This is a genomic window from Amycolatopsis sp. NPDC088138 (assembly GCF_044741685.1).
In the GTDB taxonomy this organism is placed as follows: Bacteria; Actinomycetota; Actinomycetes; order Mycobacteriales; family Pseudonocardiaceae; genus Amycolatopsis.
This window is the reverse complement of sequence record NZ_JBIUTB010000003.1, coordinates 471377-489185: the sequence shown is the minus strand read 5'-3', so window position 1 is coordinate 489185 and position 17809 is coordinate 471377. Positions and strand designations below refer to the sequence as shown.

18 protein-coding genes are annotated in these 17809 nt (G+C 71.6%); 12 read left to right on the top strand and 6 right to left on the bottom strand.

The genetic code is table 11. The features are described from left to right. Positions 1-287 precede the first annotated feature (287 nt). The 4 genes from ACIOD2_RS17265 (at position 288) to ACIOD2_RS17250 (ending at position 3778) form a co-directional block, all read left to right on the top strand. The gene (locus ACIOD2_RS17265) at positions 288-1142 is read left to right on the top strand and encodes a hypothetical protein (protein WP_400538902.1); all 855 of its coding nucleotides are present in this window, start codon (positions 288-290) and stop codon (positions 1140-1142) included. Between the two features lie 131 nt (positions 1143-1273). Continuing rightward, entirely contained in the window at positions 1274-1870 is a 597-nt protein-coding gene (locus tag ACIOD2_RS17260) for a response regulator transcription factor (RefSeq protein ID WP_003073605.1), read from the top strand. Positions 1871-2266: 396 nt separating this feature from the next. Continuing rightward, entirely contained in the window at positions 2267-2839 is a 573-nt protein-coding gene (locus ACIOD2_RS17255) for a sigma-70 family RNA polymerase sigma factor (RefSeq protein WP_026468912.1), read from the top strand. Beyond that, positions 2840-3778, top strand: coding sequence for an anti-sigma-D factor RsdA (locus ACIOD2_RS17250; RefSeq protein WP_400538898.1), 939 nt, complete (start codon positions 2840-2842; stop codon positions 3776-3778). It begins immediately after the preceding gene. 61 nt (positions 3779-3839) lie between these two features. Here the strand turns inward: ACIOD2_RS17250 and ACIOD2_RS17245 are convergent, their stop codons facing one another. Continuing rightward, a complete protein-coding gene (locus ACIOD2_RS17245; protein WP_247060636.1) occupies positions 3840-4235 on the bottom strand; it encodes a DUF5319 domain-containing protein in 396 nt (131 codons plus the stop codon). 129 nt (positions 4236-4364) lie between these two features. Between ACIOD2_RS17245 and guaB the strand changes: the two genes are divergently transcribed. From guaB to ACIOD2_RS17225, 4 genes are all read left to right on the top strand, one after another. Continuing rightward, on the top strand, positions 4365-5876 hold the full coding sequence (gene guaB, locus ACIOD2_RS17240; RefSeq protein WP_400538896.1) for an IMP dehydrogenase: 1512 nt from the start codon (positions 4365-4367) through the stop codon (positions 5874-5876). 193 nt (positions 5877-6069) lie between these two features. Continuing rightward, a complete protein-coding gene (locus ACIOD2_RS17235; RefSeq protein WP_400538894.1) occupies positions 6070-6600 on the top strand; it encodes a hypothetical protein in 531 nt (176 codons plus the stop codon). Between the two features lie 3 nt (positions 6601-6603). Continuing rightward, on the top strand, positions 6604-7095 hold the full coding sequence (locus ACIOD2_RS17230) for a hypothetical protein (protein ID WP_400538892.1): 492 nt from the start codon (positions 6604-6606) through the stop codon (positions 7093-7095). Positions 7096-7171: 76 nt separating this feature from the next. Continuing rightward, complete coding sequence (locus ACIOD2_RS17225) at positions 7172-8305, top strand: GuaB3 family IMP dehydrogenase-related protein (protein ID WP_323329588.1); 1134 nt, start codon at positions 7172-7174, stop codon at positions 8303-8305. Here the strand turns inward: ACIOD2_RS17225 and ACIOD2_RS17220 are convergent. After that, positions 8289-8492 carry a DUF397 domain-containing protein gene (locus tag ACIOD2_RS17220; protein ID WP_400538890.1) on the bottom strand — a complete coding sequence of 68 codons (204 nt, stop codon included), beginning with the start codon at positions 8490-8492 and terminating at the stop codon, positions 8289-8291. The two genes, ACIOD2_RS17225 and ACIOD2_RS17220, sit on opposite strands and share 17 nt — an antisense overlap. Before the next feature lie 164 nt (positions 8493-8656). On the opposite strand from ACIOD2_RS17220, the gene ACIOD2_RS17215 reads away from it, so the two are divergent. From ACIOD2_RS17215 to ACIOD2_RS17205, 3 genes are all read left to right on the top strand, one after another. Beyond that, entirely contained in the window at positions 8657-10369 is a 1713-nt protein-coding gene (locus tag ACIOD2_RS17215; RefSeq protein WP_400538888.1) for a GMC family oxidoreductase N-terminal domain-containing protein, read from the top strand. 690 nt (positions 10370-11059) lie between these two features. Then, on the top strand, positions 11060-11767 hold the full coding sequence (locus ACIOD2_RS17210; protein ID WP_400538886.1) for a maleylpyruvate isomerase N-terminal domain-containing protein: 708 nt from the start codon (positions 11060-11062) through the stop codon (positions 11765-11767). A 169-nt stretch (positions 11768-11936) separates the two neighbouring features. After that, the gene (locus ACIOD2_RS17205) at positions 11937-13415 is read left to right on the top strand and encodes an FAD-dependent oxidoreductase (RefSeq protein WP_400540376.1); all 1479 of its coding nucleotides are present in this window, start codon (positions 11937-11939) and stop codon (positions 13413-13415) included. Here the strand turns inward: ACIOD2_RS17205 and ACIOD2_RS17200 are convergent, their stop codons facing one another. Both ACIOD2_RS17200 and ACIOD2_RS17195 read right to left on the bottom strand, forming a co-directional pair. After that, positions 13416-14861 carry an aldehyde dehydrogenase family protein gene (locus tag ACIOD2_RS17200; RefSeq protein WP_400538884.1) on the bottom strand — a complete coding sequence of 482 codons (1446 nt, stop codon included), beginning with the start codon at positions 14859-14861 and terminating at the stop codon, positions 13416-13418. It lies immediately after the preceding gene. Between the two features lie 55 nt (positions 14862-14916). After that, a complete protein-coding gene (locus ACIOD2_RS17195) occupies positions 14917-15951 on the bottom strand; it encodes a zinc-dependent alcohol dehydrogenase family protein (RefSeq protein ID WP_400538882.1) in 1035 nt (344 codons plus the stop codon). Between the two features lie 73 nt (positions 15952-16024). Here ACIOD2_RS17195 and ACIOD2_RS17190 point away from each other — a divergent pair, with 73 nt between their 5' ends. Next, the gene (locus ACIOD2_RS17190) at positions 16025-16681 is read left to right on the top strand and encodes a rhomboid family intramembrane serine protease (RefSeq protein WP_400538880.1); all 657 of its coding nucleotides are present in this window, start codon (positions 16025-16027) and stop codon (positions 16679-16681) included. Here the strand turns inward: ACIOD2_RS17190 and ACIOD2_RS17185 are convergent. Together ACIOD2_RS17185 and ACIOD2_RS17180 are read right to left on the bottom strand one after the other, a co-directional pair. Beyond that, positions 16668-17111, bottom strand: a complete 444-nt coding sequence (locus ACIOD2_RS17185; RefSeq protein ID WP_400538878.1) for a hypothetical protein — start codon at positions 17109-17111, stop codon at positions 16668-16670. The two genes, ACIOD2_RS17190 and ACIOD2_RS17185, sit on opposite strands and share 14 nt — an antisense overlap. Positions 17112-17183: 72 nt before the next feature. Then, positions 17184-17735, bottom strand: a complete 552-nt coding sequence (locus tag ACIOD2_RS17180) for a DinB family protein (RefSeq protein WP_400538876.1) — start codon at positions 17733-17735, stop codon at positions 17184-17186. Between the last annotated feature and the right edge of the window lie 74 nt (positions 17736-17809).

Below are 17809 nucleotides of genomic sequence, written 5' to 3'. Positions count from 1 at the left end.
TGTCCACAGGCCGCGCCCGATGTGGACAACACCGGCCCCGCGAACCGCGATCCGCCGGTTTTGACCCACCTCGCCGATACGCTGGAGCGGGGACGCCCCCCAGGGAAGGGCGGGGGCGCGCCCGCCCGCGCGGGGAATGCCGATAGGCAGCCGGGAGCGCCAGCAACGCCGTGAGGGGCACCCTCAGGGACCCAGGAGCCCTGAGGGTGCCCCTCACGACCCAACTCCAGCGTCCCCAAGCCCGCTTCGATCACGTTCTTGTCGGTGGGACCCGCTAGAAAGGACGGGTGCACGAACCCGTCCTGCGGGCCGCCGCCTTCGGGGGTGAGCCGCTGCCCGATCCGGCCGTCCTCCGCGGCGCCCGGACGCCGACGGAGCGCCTGCTCGCGGCGATCGTCCTCGGCGCCCAGGGCCGGTACGCGGCCGCCGCGACCCTCCTCGGTCCGCTCCGCACGGCAAAGGACCCCCTCCAAAGCTCCCTCGCCGCCAGCACCCTCGCCGCGCACCGGCGGCAGCTCGGCGGCCACGCGAACGCCCGCGCGCTCGACGGTGAGGCCTTCGCGCGAGCCGCCGGCCTGACCGCGGAGCCCGACCCGGACGGCCTGGACGCCGCCGGGGCCCGGGCCGACGCGCTGCTGGGCCTGGCCGCCGACAACCTGGCCCTCGGCCGCCTCTCCGCGGCCCGGCGGCTGGCCGAACGGGCCGCCGACCAGCACGCCGGGTGGCGCGCGACCGTCCGGGGCGGCTGGGTGGGTGCGGAGATCGAGCTCGCCGCCGGTCGGGGTGCCGCCGCCGTGGCGCCCGCCGAGCGCGCATTCGAAACGGCCGTCGCGCGCGGTGCGCGGCGGCACGCGGTCAAATCCGGGATCGTGCTGGCTGTGGCCTTGCGAGCGGCGGCGGCCCCCGATCACCGGAAGATTTCGGACGACCTTGTCGGAAAGGCAATGGCGACGGCCGAAGAATGCGAACTCTTTTCACTTTTGTGGCCGGCCGCCCTCGTCGCGGCCGACCTGCGCCCAGGACACGCCGAGGAGTATCGATTCAGAGTCGCCGAGGTGTTGCACGCAGTGTTACGAAGCGCAGATCCTTGCGGGAGGAGGATCGCGGAGGATTCACCATGGGTCCCCGCCCCGGGTGGTTGAGCCGTCGGAATGGGGTGTTCCGGCATCCGGGCTAAGAAGTTTCAAAAAAAGCCACCGGATCGTGTCAAGGTTCGGGCTAAAGCGTCCGATAGGGGAAGTGGAATGTCACCCGGCTGCAGGAAGGAAACCCCGTGACGACGGTCTTGATCTGCGACGACCGACGCAGTGTCCGTGAAGGGCTCACCCGAGTGATGTCCGCGGTCCCTGGGGTCAGTCGCATCGACTGCGTAGCGCACGGTGACGAGCTGCTGGCCCGGTACTCCCGTCAGCCCGTCGACGTCGTGCTGGTCGGGACGCAACGCGCGGTCCCGACAGGTGTCGAAGCCACTCGACGGCTCGTCTCCGCGAACCCCCAGGCGAACGTCATCGTGTTCGGCGCCCCCGACGACGCCGGCAGCATCGCCGCCGCGATCGCCGGTGGTGCCCGTGGCTACCTCCGCTGGGACGCGTCCCGGCCGGAGCTGGTCGCCGCACTGGCCCACACCCTCGCGAGTACCTCGGTGCCCGCGCCCCGTCAGCCGTCCGACCCGGGCGTCCAGCTGACCGAGCGCGAGCTTCAGGTGCTCCGTGGGATGAGCCAGGGCAAGAGCAACGGCCAGATCGGCCGCGAGCTGTACCTGTCCGAGGACACGGTCAAGACCCACGCCCGGCGGCTGTTCCGCAAGCTCGGCGTGCGCGACCGCGCGCAGGCCGTGGCTCACGGCTTCCGTCGCGGCCTGGTCAGCTGACCGGTTCCACGGCACTCTCCTCGATCCTGACACGGCCGGAATACAGGTGACGACGGGCCAGGGCGCACCGCCCTGGCCCGCACTTGTGTGGTCCCCATCACACTCCGGCGCCCTTCGGGGCAGCCCCCGGGGCGGTCTTCCGCCCCGGACCCGTCCGCTGGACGGGAACTCGTACCTGTGACGCGCGTCGCTCGTTGATTCGACGACATCGACCGCGGGTTTCAGAGGCTAATCCGTATTTTCGCGGCGCCGGGAGGCGCGGCGCGCCCGGGAGTACCGCGCGTGCCGCTCCGAGGCCGGCCGAAGGTACGGTAGCGGTCACCGGTGCGCGGCTGAGGGCAACCGCGGGCCGCACTCTTTGCACGCCTACACGTAACACTGGGACTGTTGTCTGCGATGGCCAATGTGGGGGATGGACTGGATGAACCGGTCGCCGCTGCTGTCGAGGGAGATCCCCAGGCAGTGGAGCGGCTGCTGGCTGCTATCCGTCCACTGGTAGTGCGGTATTGCCGCGCTCGGGTTGGCAGGCAGGAGCGATCGTTCGCTTCGGCGGACGACGTTGCGCAGGAGGTGTGTCTCGCGGTGCTAACGGCATTGCCTTCGTACCGTGATCAAGGGCGCCCTTTCCTGGCCTTCGTCTACGGGATCGCCCAGCACAAGGTGGCCGACGCGCACCGCGCGGCGGCTCGCAACCGCGCCGAACCGGTCGCCGAGATCCCCGACGAGGTCGAGGGTGGCGTCGGTCCCGAGCAGCGGGCGCTGCAGGGTGAGCTGAACGAGCGGATGTCCCAGTTGTTGCAGGTGCTGCCGGACAAGCAGCGGGAGATCGTGGTGTTGCGCGTGGTCGTCGGTCTGTCGGCGGAGGAGACCGCGGACGCCGTGGGGTCGACCCCCGGCGCCGTCCGCGTCGCCCAGCACCGCGCGCTCGCGCGGCTGAGAAAGGTCCTGGCCGCGGAGGAGGTGATCTGAGTGACCGGTCACGAGAAGGGTTTCGAGCCGGAAGACGTCTGGGGCGATGGCCTGTCGGGCTCGGAGGCGGAGTTCGCCGCCGACTTGACGGCCGTGCAGGCGGACGACGCGCTGCTCGACGCGCTCGGCGGGTCCGATCCGGCCTTGGCCGACGGCCTCGGCGACCAGGAGCTCAACGCGTTGCTGGTGGCGTGGCGAAGAGACATCGACAGTGAGCCCCTGGCCGAACTCGTCGACGTCGACACAGCTGTGCGCACCGTCAACACCGCCGCTCTCGCGCAGCGGCACGCCTCGGGCGGACGCCGCCGCAGGCTGCTCGTCCCGGTCGCCGTCGCCGCCGCTGTGCTGGCGATCGCCTTCACCGGGACCGGGCTGGCCGCGCGCTCCGCGGAACCCGGCGACACTCTTTGGGGCCTCGCGAAGGTCCTGTACTCCGATCACACCCACTCGGTCGAAGCGGCCGCGAACGCGAAGCTCGACCTCGAGAAGGCGAACCTCGCCCTCGCCGGGGGCGACCTCGCCACCGCCCGTCAGGCCCTCCAGGATGCCCAGACCGCGTTGTCCCAGGTCAGCGACGAGGACAACCGCGACCAGCTGATGGAGCAGCACCGGCAGCTCGCCGCGCAGCTCCAGGACCCGGACGCGCCGGTGCAGGGCCCGACCCAGACCACGTCGACGCAGGTGCCGCCCGGCGGCTCGGCGACGCAGGTGCCGCCGGCCGGTTCGGCGACGTCCATCCCGGGCAGCGGCAGCGGCACGACCAGCCTCCCGGGCACCGGGACGCCGACCCCGACGCCCCCTCCGCCGACCACCGACACGCCCACGCCTCCGCCGCCGACCACCCCGACGTCGACGGCCGCGAGCGGCAACGACCCGGGCACCTCACCCCGCAGCGAGACCGCGGGCGGTGCCGCGCAGGGCGCCAGCGAGACTCCGTAACACACCGAAAAGACCCCTGGTGAGCAAGCTCACCAGGGGTCTTTTGTTCGGTCGGGAGCGCTCAGTACGCGCTTTCGTTCGCCGTCACGCCGTCCGCGAAGCCGCGGCAGTAGTCCCAGCTGACGTAGTCGCCGGGGTTCGGGTCGTAGGCGGGCTCGTGCGGGCGCATCCGCCCGTCGGCCAGCAGCTGCTCCAGGCTGGCCCGCAGCAGGTGCCAGTCGTGGTAGTGCGGTTCGTCGCACTCGCCGCAGTCCACGACGATCCCGCGGACCCCGCGAGGCTCGAGAAGCGCCTGGTAGACGGCCAGATCCGAGAGATCGGCCAGCAGCTCGGTGCGTTCCTGGTCGCTGATCGGCTCGTCCAGCCGTTCCTCGTTGTCGAGGAACGCGCGGGCCGGGTCGTCCGGGTCGTCCGCGAACGGGTCCGGAGGCAGAACGTCATGCGCCACGGCCTGCACGCTACCGGTCGGTCCTCGCGGCTCGCCCACCACCCGGGGCGGGGGCCGGGCCCGGATATCATGAGGGGAAGGCTCCGAGTCGCCCCGGCGACGCCGCTCACCCCGCGCCAGGAAGGCCCTTCACCCGCTATGACCAGCGACGGCATCACCGCCCCCGTTCCGGCCAAGTTCGCCATGCTCGGCCTGACCTTCGATGACGTGCTGCTGCTGCCGGCGGAATCGGACGTCGTCCCCAGCACGGTCGACACCGGCACCCGGCTGACCCGGAACATCACGCTCGGGGTCCCGCTGGTGTCCGCGGCGATGGACACCGTCACCGAGGCGCGGATGGCGATCGCCATGGCCCGCCAGGGCGGCATCGGCGTGCTCCAGCGCAACCTCCCGATCGACGAGCAGGCCGCCGCCGTCGAGGTGGTCAAGCGGTCCGAGGCCGGCATGGTCACCGACCCGGTCACCTGCTCGCCCGACGCGACGCTGGCCGAGGTCGACGCCCTGTGCGCGAAGTTCCGCATCTCCGGTGTGCCGGTGGCCGACGCGTCCGGCACGCTCGTGGGCATCATCACCAACCGCGACATGCGGTTCGAGGTCGACCACAGCCGCCCGGTGTCCGAGGTCATGACCAAGGCGCCGCTGATCACCGCGCAGGTCGGCGTCTCGGCGGACGCCGCGCTCGGCCTGCTGCGCCGCCACAAGATCGAGAAGCTGCCGATCGTCGACGGCGCGGGCAAGCTGCGCGGCCTGATCACGGTCAAGGACTTCGTGAAGACCGAGCAGTACCCGAGGGCCACGAAGGACCCGGACGGCCGGCTGATCGTCGGCGCCGCGGTCGGCGTCGGCCCGGACGGCCACAAGCGCGCGATGGCCCTGGCCGACGCGGGCGTCGACGTCCTGATGGTCGACACCGCGCACGGGCACTCCCGCGCGGTCGTCGACACCGTCTCGCTGCTGAAGAAGGAGCTGGGCGACGCCGTCGACATCGTCGGCGGCAACGTCGCGACCCGCGCGGGCGCGCAGGCCCTGGTCGACGCGGGGGCGGACGGCATCAAGGTCGGTGTCGGCCCGGGCTCGATCTGCACCACCCGGATCGTCGCGGGTGTCGGCGTCCCGCAGATCTCGGCGATCTACGAGGCCGACCAGGCCGCCCGCCCGGCGGGCATCCCGGTGATCGGCGACGGCGGCATCCAGTACTCCGGCGACATCGCCAAGGCCATCGCGGCCGGCGCGTCCACGGTGATGCTCGGCAGCCTGCTGGCCGGCACGGCGGAGGCGCCCGGCGACCTGATCCTCGTCAACGGCAAGCAGTTCAAGGTCTACCGCGGCATGGGCTCGCTGGGTGCCATGCAGTCGCGCGGCGAGGCCAAGTCGTACTCCAAGGACCGCTACGCCCAGGACGACGTGCTCAACGAGGACAAGCTGGTCCCGGAGGGCATCGAGGGCCGGATCCCGTTCCGCGGCCCGCTCGCCAACGTGGTGCACCAGCTGGTCGGCGGCCTGCGCGCGGGCATGGGTTACGCGGGCGCCGAGACGATCGCGCAACTGCAGGACGCGCAGCTGGTCCGGATCACGGCGGCCGGCCTCAAGGAGAGCCACCCGCACGACGTCACGATGACCGTCGAGGCTCCGAACTACACGACCCGCTGAGCCGCCGATCGCGAGCGGTGGCCCGCGCCACCGCTCGCGACCTGCCCTGATTACAAGATCGCGGGTGGTTCGAGGCCGATTGCCCCCGTTCGGCCTCGGCCGTGGGCCTCTTCGGCTGAACCTCCGTTACCCAGGGTGCTTACGGTAACTGGGCTATCGCCTTCCGTGGCCACCGTAGTGTGCACTGGACGCCATGACGGTCGGCCGCTTCACGCGCGTGCTCCGCAGGGTGTTCTTCACGGCTGTCGCGCTCGTCTCGCTGTTCCTCGGCGGCGTGGTCTGCCTCATGTGCCAGGTGCTCGCCGGCCGGGACGCGCCCACCTACCGCGTCGACGGGCACGTGGTGTCCCACGAGCAGGGTGAGCTCCCGGTCGGCGGGGACGACGGCGCCGTGCGGCACACCATCGGCATCGACGCGGTCGACGGCCGGCACTACAGCCTCACGACGGTCGGGTCCGGCCTCGACCTGCCGCCGGGCCAGCCGGTCGCGCTCGACGTCTCGACCGCGGACGGCACCATCGCCTACCTGCGGGCCGGCGGCGGCGTGCTCGACCTGCGGGCCGGGGTGATCCGGCCGGTGCTGCTGATCGTCGCGTCGCTGCTGGCGCTCGGCGCGGTGTACTTCGGCGCGGTCCGGCTCAACCTCTATCCACCGTTGGCGACCTGGCTCGCGCTGGCCCTGGGGGCCACGCTGTCGCCCGTCGCCGTGTTCGTCCGGGTGTAAGCCGTGGACGTCGCACCGGTGCTGGCTGTCTTCGCCGGAGCCACGCTGACCGTCGGGACGTTCTGGCTGCTCCAGTCGATCGGTCCGGCCGGCTGGGAAGAAGCCGTCGTCGTGACGGCGGACCCCCTGCGGTCGCCGTTCAGCACCGAGCCGGGCGCGAACGAGGACCAGCAGCGCCACCTCGTCCTCCGCACGGCGTCGGGGGAGAGCTTCGACGTCTGGGGCCGGGACCGGCACCTCGGCCAGCCGGAGGGGACGTGGCTCCGGGTGGAGATCTCCGACGTCGGGCGGGACGTCCAGGCCATCAAGGTCCGCGGCCTGCGGACCGCCGTCTACTCGAACGACATCGGCGCCTTCTGGGCGGCGTTGCTCGGCGGCGGACTGCTGCTCGGCGCGCTCGGCTCGTGCACGGAAGCGAAGCGCCCGATCCTGGCGGCGGCGAGCGTGGTGGCCGGGCTCGGGGCCGGCGCACTGCCCGTGTTGCCGCTGTTCTAACCCCCGTGCGCGGGTCACCCACGCGGACTAGCGACAATGGGGCACGGCAGATTGTCGTCGTCGGAGGAGGCTTCACGTGCGGGACCTGGTCGAGATCGGGATGGGCCGCACCGCGCGGCGGGCGTATGACCTCGACGACGTCGAGATCGTGCCCTCACGGCGGACCCGGTCGTCGTCGGTGGTGTCCACCTCGTGGCAGATCGACGCCTACCGCTTCGACCTGCCGCTGGTCACCCACCCGACGGACGCGATCGTCTCGCCCGGCACCGCGGTCGCCGTCGGCGAGCTCGGCGGCCTGGGCGTGCTCAACGCCGAAGGCCTCTGGGCCCGGCACCCGAACGTCGAGGACGCGATCTTCCAGCTGGTCCGCGCGGCCGAGGACGTCGAGGACCCGACCGCGGTCGGCCGCGTGCTGCAGGAGCTGCACGCCGCGCCGATCCGGCTCGACCTGCTGACCGAGGCGATCAAGACGGTCCGCGAGTCCGGCGTCACGGTGGCCGCGCGCGTCAGCCCGCAGCACGCCGCCGAGCTGACCCCGGACCTGATCGCGGCCGGCGTCGAGATCCTCGTCGTGCAGGGCACGATCATCTCCGCCGAGCACGTGCAGCGCGACGCCGAGCCGCTGAACCTCAAGGACTTCATCGGCCGCCTCGACGTGCCGGTGATCGCCGGCGGCGTCAGCGACTACCGCACGGCGATGCACCTGATGCGCACCGGCGCGGCCGGCGTCATCGTCGGCCACGGGTACACCCCGGGCGTGACGAGCACCGACCGCGTGCTCGGCATCGGCGTCCCGATGGCCACGGCCGTCATCGACGCCGCGGCCGCCCGCCGCGACTACCTCGACGAGACCGGCGGCCGCTACGTGCACGTGCTGGCGGACGGCGGCATGACGACGTCGGGTGACATCGCGAAGGCCATCGCGTGCGGTGCGGACGCCGTGATGCTCGGCTCACCACTGGCCGCCGCGTCGGACGCGCCCGGTCAGGGCCTGTACTGGACGGCGGCCGCGGCCCACCCGTCGCTGCCGCGCTCGCGCGTGGCGGCCGGGCCGGACTACGCCGTCGACCTCAAGACCCTGCTGTTCGGGCCGTCGTCCGACGCGGAGGGCGTGGTGAACCTCTTCGGCGCCCTGCGCCGCGCGATGGCGAAGACGGGTTACTCGGACTTGAAGGAGTTCCAGCGGGTGGGGCTCACCGTCCGCCGGTGACGTGCGCGAGGAACGCGGCGAAGGCGTCCGGCGAGTAGACGAGCACCGGGCGGGCGGCACCGAGTGCCGCCTGTTTGGTGTCCCGTACCCCGACGGCGCCCGGCGCGGAACCGATCTCCACGCAGGCGTTCTCTTCGAAGTGACTGTGGCTCGACTTGCGCCATCCGGTGAGCTGCTGGGGGCCCATCGTGGTCCCTCCCGGGGAATCGTGTCCCGCCGACGGGTCTCGCCGACGTGAACATCGAGCTACTCTTTGTATACCCACAATCACTTTCCGAGAATCGTGCAGACGGGTGACTGGCCAGTAACTTACCTCTGGTCAGGAAGCGGACCCGGGGTTACGCTCAAGGTGTGACTGCCAGTAACACCACCACCAGCGCAGATGGTTTCGACTACGACGTCGTCGTGGTCGGATCGGGGTTCGGCGGCAGCGTCGCGGCGCTGCGGCTCACCGAGAAGGGCTACCGCGTAGCCGTCGTCGAGGCCGGGCGCAGGTTCGCCGACGACGAGTTCGCGAAGACGTCCTGGGACCTCAAGCGCTACCTCTGGGCGCCGCAGGTCGGCTGCTACGGGATCCAGCGCATCCACATGCTCAACGACGTCATGGTGCTCGCGGGCGCCGGTGTCGGCGGCGGGTCGCTCGTCTACGCGAACACGCTCTACCGGCCGCTGAAGCCGTTCTACGCGGACAAGCAGTGGTCGCACATCACCGACTGGGAGTCCGAGCTCGCGCCGCACTACGACCAGGCCAGCCGGATGCTCGGGGTCGTCACGAACCCGACCATCACGCCGTCGGACGTCGTGATGCGCGACGTCGCGAAGGACATGGGCGTCGGCGACTCGTTCCACCCGACCCCCGTCGGCGTCTACTTCGGCAAGCCCGCCGAGAAGGCGGCGGACCCGTTCTTCGGCGGTGCCGGGCCCGCGCGCACCGGCTGCACCGAGTGCGGCGCCTGCATGACCGGCTGCCGCGTCGGCGCGAAGAACACGCTGGTCAAGAACTACCTCTACCTCGCCGAGCAGGACGGCGCGCAGGTCATCCCGCTGACGACGGTCACCTCGGTCCGGCCGGTCGCGGGTGGTTACGAGGTCGACCTGAAGAAGACCGGCACGACGTCCCGCCGGTTCCGGACGACGATCACGGCCGAGAAGGTCGTCTTCGCCGCGGGGACCTGGGGCACGCAGAACCTGCTGCACAAGATGAAGGACACCGGCACGCTGCCCGCGCTTTCGCGCCGGCTCGGCGAGCTGACCCGGACGAACTCCGAGGCGATCATCGGCGCCGCGCGCACCGACGTCGACGAGAGCCGCAACTTCAGCCGCGGCGTCGCGATCACGTCGTCGATCCACCCGGACGAGAACACCCACATCGAGCCGGTCCGCTACGGCAAGGGCAGCAACGCGATGAGCCTGCTGCAGACCATCGCCACCGACGGCGCCTCGCCGGTGCCGCGCTGGCGGCAAGCTGTGTCGTTCATGGTCAAGCACCCGCTCCAGACGGCGAAGCTGCTCAACGGCTACCGCTGGAGCGAGCGCACGGTGATCCTGCTGGTGATGCAGAGCCTCGACAACTCGATCACGACGTACACCAAGCGCGGGCTGTTCGGCCGCCGCAAGTACACGTCGAAGCAGGGCCACGGCGAGCCGAACCCGAGCTTCATCCCGGCGGGCCACGAGGCGAACGAGCGCACGGCCGACCGCATCGGCGGCCTCGCGGGCGGCACGTGGGGCGAGATCTTCGACATCCCGCTGACGGCCCACTTCATCGGCGGCGTCCCGATCGGCGCCACGGCGGACGAGGGCGTGATCGACCCGTACCACCGCGTCTTCGGCTACCCGGGCCTGTCGGTGGTCGACGGCGCGGCGATCACGGCGAACCTGGGCGTGAACCCCTCCCTGACGATCACCGCCCAGGCCGAACGGGCGTTCTCGTTCTGGCCCAACAAGGGCGAGCCGGACGCGCGTCCGGCGCAGAACTCGGGGTATGCGCGGTTGGAGCCGGTGGCGCCGAAGAACCCGGCGGTCCCCGCGGAGGCCCCGGCGGCGCTGCGGCGGTCTTCGTAGGTTCGCGAGCCCGGGTTGGCCTGCGCTGAGGATTCCGGTCGTCACAGCGACAGCATCTGCTGCACTGCGGAGTTGCTAACCCGTCAGGGTTTGTGGACACCACCCCCGTATGAGTGGCGAACGCGAAGTCGGCCCTGACCAGCGGGTCAGAGGCCCTTGGGTCTCGGGCGAACCGCAGCGCAAGCGGTAGTCCCCGTAACAGATGTGGATCAGGTGTCGCTCAGCTGTGGCTCGCTGTGGGCGGCTACAGTTCTGCGGTCGACCTCGGAAGCGCCTCAGCGCGATCCGCTGGGGCCTTCGAAAGCCACGTGGCGCCCGAAGCACCCTCGACGCGCAAGCGGAGGAAGACATGCCCCGAAGAGGGACGCGCTGCAGGAAGTGCAGCGGCACGTACAGGCTTCTGGTGGTGATCAGGGGCGCGGCGCTGTCCAGCACCCCGCCCCTGATGGCACTGGCGCTGCTGGTTCACGAAGTTAGTGGCTTCGTCGGCAGCTGACCAGCCTGTATGGCACACCAGGTGCGGGGTTGGCCTCGGTCGGCCCCGCACCGACTTCAACGGAAGAACGCGTTCATTCCATTGACCGCAGTATCGCATTCGTCGACGGCCGCAACCAGTTCGACCTCCGTGCTCGTCGAACGAGCGGAATTCGCGCTCACGCAGCTCGTCCCGTTCCTCCTAGACTCGGGGCCGTGACGGCATCCGAGAAGGCTCACGCACTGCTCGACGGCGTACGGAAGCTCGACGACGAATGGGCCCGTGTGGCCGGGGGGCTCGGTGAGCCCGAGCTGCGCGCGCCCAGTGCGCTGCCCGGCTGGAGCCGGGCCCACGTCTTCGCGCACATCGCGCGCAATGCCGATGGTCTGCGCAATCTGCTGACCTGGGCGAACACCGGTGTCGAGACGCCGATGTACGTCAGCGCCGAGGCACGTGACGAAGACATCGAGGCCGGCGCGCAGCACGGGGTCGCCGAGATCCTCGGCGACTTCGTCGCGTCCGCCGGGCGGTTCGAGCAGTACGCCGCCGCCATGCCGGACGAGGCCTGGGCGCGTGAGGCCCGCAACCGGCAGGGCGGGCCCGTGACCGGGACCGTCGTCGCGCGGATGCGGCTGTCCGAGCTGACCATCCACCTCGCCGATCTCGGTCTCGGGCACTCCCTCGACGACGTCCTTGGGCTGCTCGGCCCGCTCGCCGAGGACGTCGTCCAGCACGCGATCACCTCCCGCGGCGCGCACCTGCCCTCGCTGCGGCTGGCCGGCGGCGGGTACGAGTGGACGATGGGTGCCACGCCCGGCGCGACCGTCACGGGGACCTGCGGTGAACTGCTGGCCTGGCTCAGCGGCCGGTCCGACGGGTCCGCTCTGGACGGTGCCGTGCCCCGGATTCCCGCCTGGTCCTGAACGCCGTGCCGCCGTCCGCCGTGTAGGTCATGGGCCCGCCCGAGATGTTGATGTCGGCCCGCGGACCTAGACTGGGCGTCCCCGGCAGCGAGGAGTCCGATGTGGACAACGTGAGCAGGCCGGCCCGGTGACCGGGCAACCCGCCGGACGGCCGCACGTCCACCCCCGTATGGACCTCGACCGCAGGGCGTTCCTCCGGATCGCGGGTGTGTCGGCGGCCGGCGCCGTCGCGGCCGCCTGCTCGAACAACGGCAGCCCGGTGCCGGTGAGCTCGACCGCGCCGTCCAGCGCGCCGACGTCCGAGGTCCCCACCAGCAGACCGCCGACCGGGCCGCCGAACTGGGACGATCTGCGCACCCGCCTGAGCGGCGGCCTGCTCCGGCCGGGCAGCGACTCCTACGACGTCGCCAAGCACGGGTTCAACCCGCTCTTCGACAGCCGCAACCCCGTCGCCGTGGCGCAGGCGGCGACGCCCGAGGACGTGCAGGCCTGCGTCCAGGCCATCGCCGGGCGACTGAGCCTCGCCGCGCGCAGCGGCGGGCACAGCTACGCCGGGTACTCCGTGCCCGACGGCGGTGTGGTCATCGACCTGTCCGGGCTGAAGAAGGTGGACGTCCAGGGCAGCAAGGCCGTGATCGGCGCCGGCGCGAAGCTGAAGGACGTCTACGCCGCGCTCGGGGCGGCCGGGCGCGCGCTGCCCGCCGGGTCCTGCCCGACCGTCGGCATCGCCGGGCTCACCCTCGGCGGCGGCATCGGCGTGCTGGCCCGCAAGTACGGCCTGACGTGTGACCACCTGAGCTCCGCGCAGGTCGTCACGGCCGAGGGCAAGCTGGTGACGGCGTCCGCGACCTCCGAGCCGGACCTGTTCTGGGCGCTGCGCGGCGGCGGTGGCGGCAACTTCGGCATCGTCACCGAGTTCACCTTCGACACCGACCCGGCGCCGAACCTGACGGTGTTCTCCCTGCACTTCCCGGCCGGTTCGGCGGCGAACGTGCTCAACGCGTGGCAGCAGTGGATCCCCGCGATGCCACCGGAGCTGTGGGCGAACCTGGTCCTGTCGGGCGGTTCACCGGTCCAGTGCCGGGTCGGTGGTTGTTACGTCGGCAACGCGCCCGCGCTGAACACGCTGCTGAACAACCTGACCACCAACGCCGGCGCGCGGCCGACGCAGCGCACCGTGCGCAGCCTCGACTACCTCGGTGCCATGAAGTACTTCGAGGGCAGCTCGGACCGCCAGTCGTTCCTCGGGTCGTCGCGGATCATCACGGCGCCGGTCGACGCCGCGAAGGTCGTCGCGCTGGCCGAGGGCCGCACGGGCACCGACCTGCTCATCGACGGCCTCGGCGGCAAGGTCGGCGAGCCGGCCAAGGACGCCACGGCGTTCTGGCACCGTGACGCGCTGGCCAGCGTGCAGATCTACGCCCAGGCGACGGCGAAGAACCAGGCGAAGGTGAGCCAGTCCGTGGGCGAGGTCGTCGCCGGTCTCGCCGCGGCCGGGGCCGGCGGCGGGTACGTCAACTACATCGACCCGGGCCTGCCCGACTGGAAGACCGCCTACTACGGCGACAACGCCAAGCGACTGCAGGACGTCGGGAAGAAGTACGACCCCTTCAACGTCTTCCGGTTCGGGCAGAGCGTCCAGATCTGATCAGAGGTCGATGCCGGTGAACACCGTGACGCGCTCCTCGGTGAGGTCGTGCATCGCGGCGAGCACCCCTTCGCGGCCGACGCCGGAGCCCTTCACCCCGCCGTAGGGCATCTGGTCGGCGCGGTAGGACGGGACGTCGCCGATGATCACGCCGCCGACCTCCAGCTCCGCCGACGCGTGGAAGGCCAGCTGGACGTCGGTGGTGAAGACGCCGGCCTGCAGGCCGTACGCGGATTCGTTGACCGACCGGAAAGCCTCGTCGACACCGTCCACAACGGACACCGCGAGCACCGGGCCGAAGATCTCCTCCGACCACGCCTTCGTGTCCGGCGGGACGTCGGTGAGCAGGGTCGGCGCGACCGTCGCGCCCTCGCGCGTGCCGCCGGTGAGCAGCTTCGCGCCCGCCGCGACGGCTTCGTCGACCCACGCGACGATCCGCTCGGCGGCGGCCTCGTCGACGACCGGGCCGACGTCGGTGTTGCGGTCGTACGGGTCGCCGGTCCGCTGCGACTGCACGGCCTCCAGCAGCTCGGGGACGAACTCGCCGGCGATCGCGGCGTCCACGATCACGCGCTGGACGGCGATGCAGGACTGCCCGGCCTGGTAGTTGCCGAAGGTCGCGATGCGGTGCGCGGCGCCTTCGGGGTCCGGCCAGTCGCGCAGCACGACGGCCGCCGCGTTGCCGCCGAGCTCCAGCACGACGTGCTTGCGCGGCGCGGCGTCCTTCAGCGACCAGCCGACCGGGCCGGACCCGGTGAACGACACGACCGGCAGCCGCGGGTCGGCGACGAGCGCCTGAGTCTCCTCGTTCCCCAGCGGCAGCACGGAAAACGCGCCTTCGGGCAGGTCCGTCTCGGCCAGGATCTCGCCGAGGACCAGCGACGAGAGCGGCGTCCGCGGCGCGGGCTTGACGATGATCGGCGCGCCGATCGCGAGCGACGGCGCGACCTTGTGCGCCACCAGGTTGAGCGGGAAGTTGAACGGCGCGATGCCGAGCACCGGCCCGCGCGGGACCCGGCGGGTCAGCGCCAGCCGCGCCTCGCCCGCGGGGTCCGTGTCGAGGCGCTGGACCTCGCCGGTGAACCGGCGGGCCTCCTCGGCGGCGATGCGGAACACCGACACCGCGCGGTTGACCTCGGCCTCGGCCCACTTGAGCGGCTTGCCGTTCTCCGCCGTGATCACCTCGGCGATCTCGTCGGCGCGGGCGGCGAGCACGCGCGAGACGTGCTCGAGCGCACCGGCCCGGACGTGCGCGGGCGTGCGGCGGAACTCCTTGGCGACGGACACGGCGGCGGCGACCGCGCGTTCGACCTGGTCCGGCCCGGGCACCGCGACCGTGGCGACCTCGCTGCCGTCGTACGGGTGGTGCACCACGAGGGTGGTGGCGCCCTGCTCGGGGCGTCCGGCGATCCAGGCGGGGCGCGGCTCGGGGGTGATCATGTCCATGCGTACCAACGTAATCCGGGTGGGGAGTCCGGCGTGGGACCCCCACCCGGACGGGTCACGGCTTGATGAGCACCTTCAGCGCCTCGCGCCCGGCCATGGCGCGGTAGCCGTCCGGGACGCCTTCGACGTCGATGGTCCGGTCGAAGACCTTGCCGGGCTGGTACTTGCCGTCGAGGACGTCGGGCAGCAGCTCGGGGATGTAGTGCCGGGCCGGCGCGACGCCGCCGGTGACGGTGACGTTGCGGCGGAACACACCCACGCCGACCGGGCCCTCTTCGTACTGCGGCAGGCCGACGCGGCTGATCGCGCCGCCCGCACGCACGACCCCGATGCCCATCTCGAAGGCACCCTTGGTGCCGACGCACTCGAGCACGGCGTGCGTCCCGCGTCCGCCGGTCAGCTCGCGGACCTTTTCGATGCCTTCGTCACCGCGCTCGGCGACGACGTCGGTCGCGCCGAACTCGCGGCCGAGGTCGGTGCGGGCCTGGTGGCGTCCCATGAGGACGATCCGGTCGGCGCCGAGGCGCTTCGCGGCGAGGACGGCGGAGAGGCCGACGGCGCCGTCACCGATGACCGTGACGTTCTGGCCCTCGCTCACGCGGGCCTTCACCGCGGCGTGGTGCCCGGTGGAGAAGACGTCCGACAGCGTGAGCATCGACGCGAGCAGCGCCTCGTCCTCGGTGTGCGGGAGCTTGACCAGGGTGCCGTCGGCCTGCGGCACGCGCACGGCCTCACCCTGGCCGCCGTCGACGCCCTTCGCGCCCCAGCCGCCGCCGTGCAGGCAGGACGTCTGGAGGCCTTCGCGGCAGAACTCGCAGGTGTTGTCGGACCAGACGAACGGCGCGACGGCGAGGTCGCCCTTCTTGACGGTCGTGACGTCGGCGCCGGTCTCCTCGACGATCCCGAGGAACTCGTGCCCGATCCGGCGGCCGTGCTCGCGCGGCTCCATGTCGGCGTACGGCCAGAGGTCGCTCCCGCAGATGCAGGACCGCACGACCCGCAGGATGACGTCCGTCGGCTCGACCAGCTTCGGGTCGGGCACGGTCTCCACCCGCACGTCGCCGGCGCCGTAGATGACTGTCGCTCGCATGCAAGGGCCTTTCCTGGGGAAACGTGACAAACGTCGGGGGTGCGGCCACGTTGTCGCGCCTAGATTTTCGTCCATGACCACGCGCACCGCATCCCGCACCCCGTTCGGGGCCCTCGCGACCGGACCACGGTTCCCGCTCGTCACGGCCGTGGTGTTCCTGGTGACGCTGGCGTGCGGCATCGCGCAGCTGGTGCACCCGCCGCTGTACGACGCGGTGGTCCGCGACGCGGCCCGCATCAACGACGGCCAGTGGTACCGCCTGGTGACGGGCATGTTCTTCCAGGACGGCTGGGGGTTCGGCCTGGTCTCGAACCTGCTCTGGCTGGCGGTGTTCGGCACGCTCGCCGAGCGCGTTTTCGGCCGTGGGCGCTGGCTGGTCCTGTACTTCGTCTGCGGCTGGTTCGGCCAGTTCATGAGCTACGTCTGGCTCAACCCGGTCGGCGCGGGCAACTCGATGTGCGTGACCGGCCTGATCGGCGCCCTGGCGACGCTGGTGATCGTGGCGTCGCGCCGCTACGGCGTCGAGCTGCCCCTGCAGTTCCGGGTGATGGCGTTCGCGGTGCCGGTACTGGCCGTGGTCGACACGGTTTTCCACGACAACCACGGCCTGCCCGGCCTGCTGGGCATGGTGCTGGGCTACCTGCTGCTCCCATCACCCACTCGTGCCCCACATCCGGAGGTCGTGACACCGGATCACTTTCACGGCGAAAGTGACGTCAAGGGCGGGTGAGGTGGCCGCCGAGCCGGTGCCAGTGCTCGACGAGGTGCGCCTGCACCGGCACCGCGAGCAGCTCCGCGAGGTCCTGCTCGGCCGCGCGGGCCGCCGCCTCGGTCCGTTCCCAGTCCCGGACGTCGGCCTCGACGGCCACCCGCGCGCCGGCGCCCGTCCGGGCGTGGGCGGCCGCGATCAGGTCGCAGCGCAGCTCGTCGGCGCGGCCCAGGTCCACGGTGTGCCGGGCGTCGAGGACGATGCCGAGCCCCGAACGCACGCCGTAGCGCACGGCGATCCGCAGCAGGTCGTTGCTGAACGCGCGCGTTTCGGCGGGCAGCCACGACAGCCGTTCCCAGTCGGGCGGTGGCTGGTCGTCGGCGCGGCAGACCGCGTACCCGGGCACGTCACACCAGGTCAGGCGACTTGGCGGCCGGAGTCGGTAGAGCATGCGCGTCCCCCTCGGCGGCAGGTGGCCGCGAACGGGCCACTCCCGTTGAGTCGGGAAGATCGTGACTCGGCGTTACAGCGGCCGGTTGCGGTAGAGGTCGCGCAGCAGCAGGACCTCGGCGCAGTGGTGGATCATCTCCCGGCTGATGTGCAGCACCAGCGTCGCCATCGACTCCTTCGCGTACGGGCCTTCCGCCGGGCCGCACGGCCGCGCCAGGCCGTCCTCGCCGAGGGAACGCACCCCTTCGATCCACCGCGCGTAGAACTCGTCCAGCTGCTTCAGCACCTCGGCCGCCGTACCCGGGTACGGGTAGTCGTCGTACGTCATGGGCGGGCCGTCGAAGTGCGAGGCGATCCGCATGCCCAGGACGCCGACCAGGACGTGGTTGAGGCGCCAGGCGATCGTCGTGACCGGCGGCGGGGTCGGCTCGGGGAAGGCGAAGTCGATGGTGAACGGCCCGGTGCCGGGTTCGTCGTCCGACTTGCGTTCGCGCACGGTCCAGCAGCCCGCGACCGGCTCCCAGAAGTACTCGTCGTCGGTGAGCCCCTCGAGCTTCGGGCGCGTGTGCACCTTCCAGTGGAAGTCGAGCTGGTCGGTCAGTTCCTTCGTCCAGTTCACAGCCATACCGCAGACCGTAGAACCTCTCGCGGACAGCTGCTGTCCTCGTTCGCAACCGGGGCCGGGACCCGGGTGACCGG

Excerpts from the sequence above, each read along its gene's own strand:
- ACIOD2_RS17255 (WP_026468912.1), top strand. The coding sequence starts at position 2,267 with ATGGCCAATGTGGGGGATGGACTGGATGAACCGGTCGCCGCTGCTGTC.
- guaB (WP_400538896.1), top strand. The coding sequence starts at position 4,365 with ATGACCAGCGACGGCATCACCGCCCCCGTTCCGGCCAAGTTCGCCATG.
- ACIOD2_RS17235 (WP_400538894.1), top strand. The coding sequence starts at position 6,070 with ATGACGGTCGGCCGCTTCACGCGCGTGCTCCGCAGGGTGTTCTTCACG.
- ACIOD2_RS17220 (WP_400538890.1), bottom strand. The coding sequence starts at position 8,492 with ATGGGCCCCCAGCAGCTCACCGGATGGCGCAAGTCGAGCCACAGTCAC.
- ACIOD2_RS17205 (WP_400540376.1), top strand. The coding sequence starts at position 11,937 with ATGGACCTCGACCGCAGGGCGTTCCTCCGGATCGCGGGTGTGTCGGCG.
- ACIOD2_RS17200 (WP_400538884.1), bottom strand. The coding sequence starts at position 14,861 with ATGGACATGATCACCCCCGAGCCGCGCCCCGCCTGGATCGCCGGACGC.
- ACIOD2_RS17195 (WP_400538882.1), bottom strand. The coding sequence starts at position 15,951 with ATGCGAGCGACAGTCATCTACGGCGCCGGCGACGTGCGGGTGGAGACC.
- ACIOD2_RS17190 (WP_400538880.1), top strand. The coding sequence starts at position 16,025 with ATGACCACGCGCACCGCATCCCGCACCCCGTTCGGGGCCCTCGCGACC.
- ACIOD2_RS17185 (WP_400538878.1), bottom strand. The coding sequence starts at position 17,111 with ATGCTCTACCGACTCCGGCCGCCAAGTCGCCTGACCTGGTGTGACGTG.
- ACIOD2_RS17180 (WP_400538876.1), bottom strand. The coding sequence starts at position 17,735 with ATGGCTGTGAACTGGACGAAGGAACTGACCGACCAGCTCGACTTCCAC.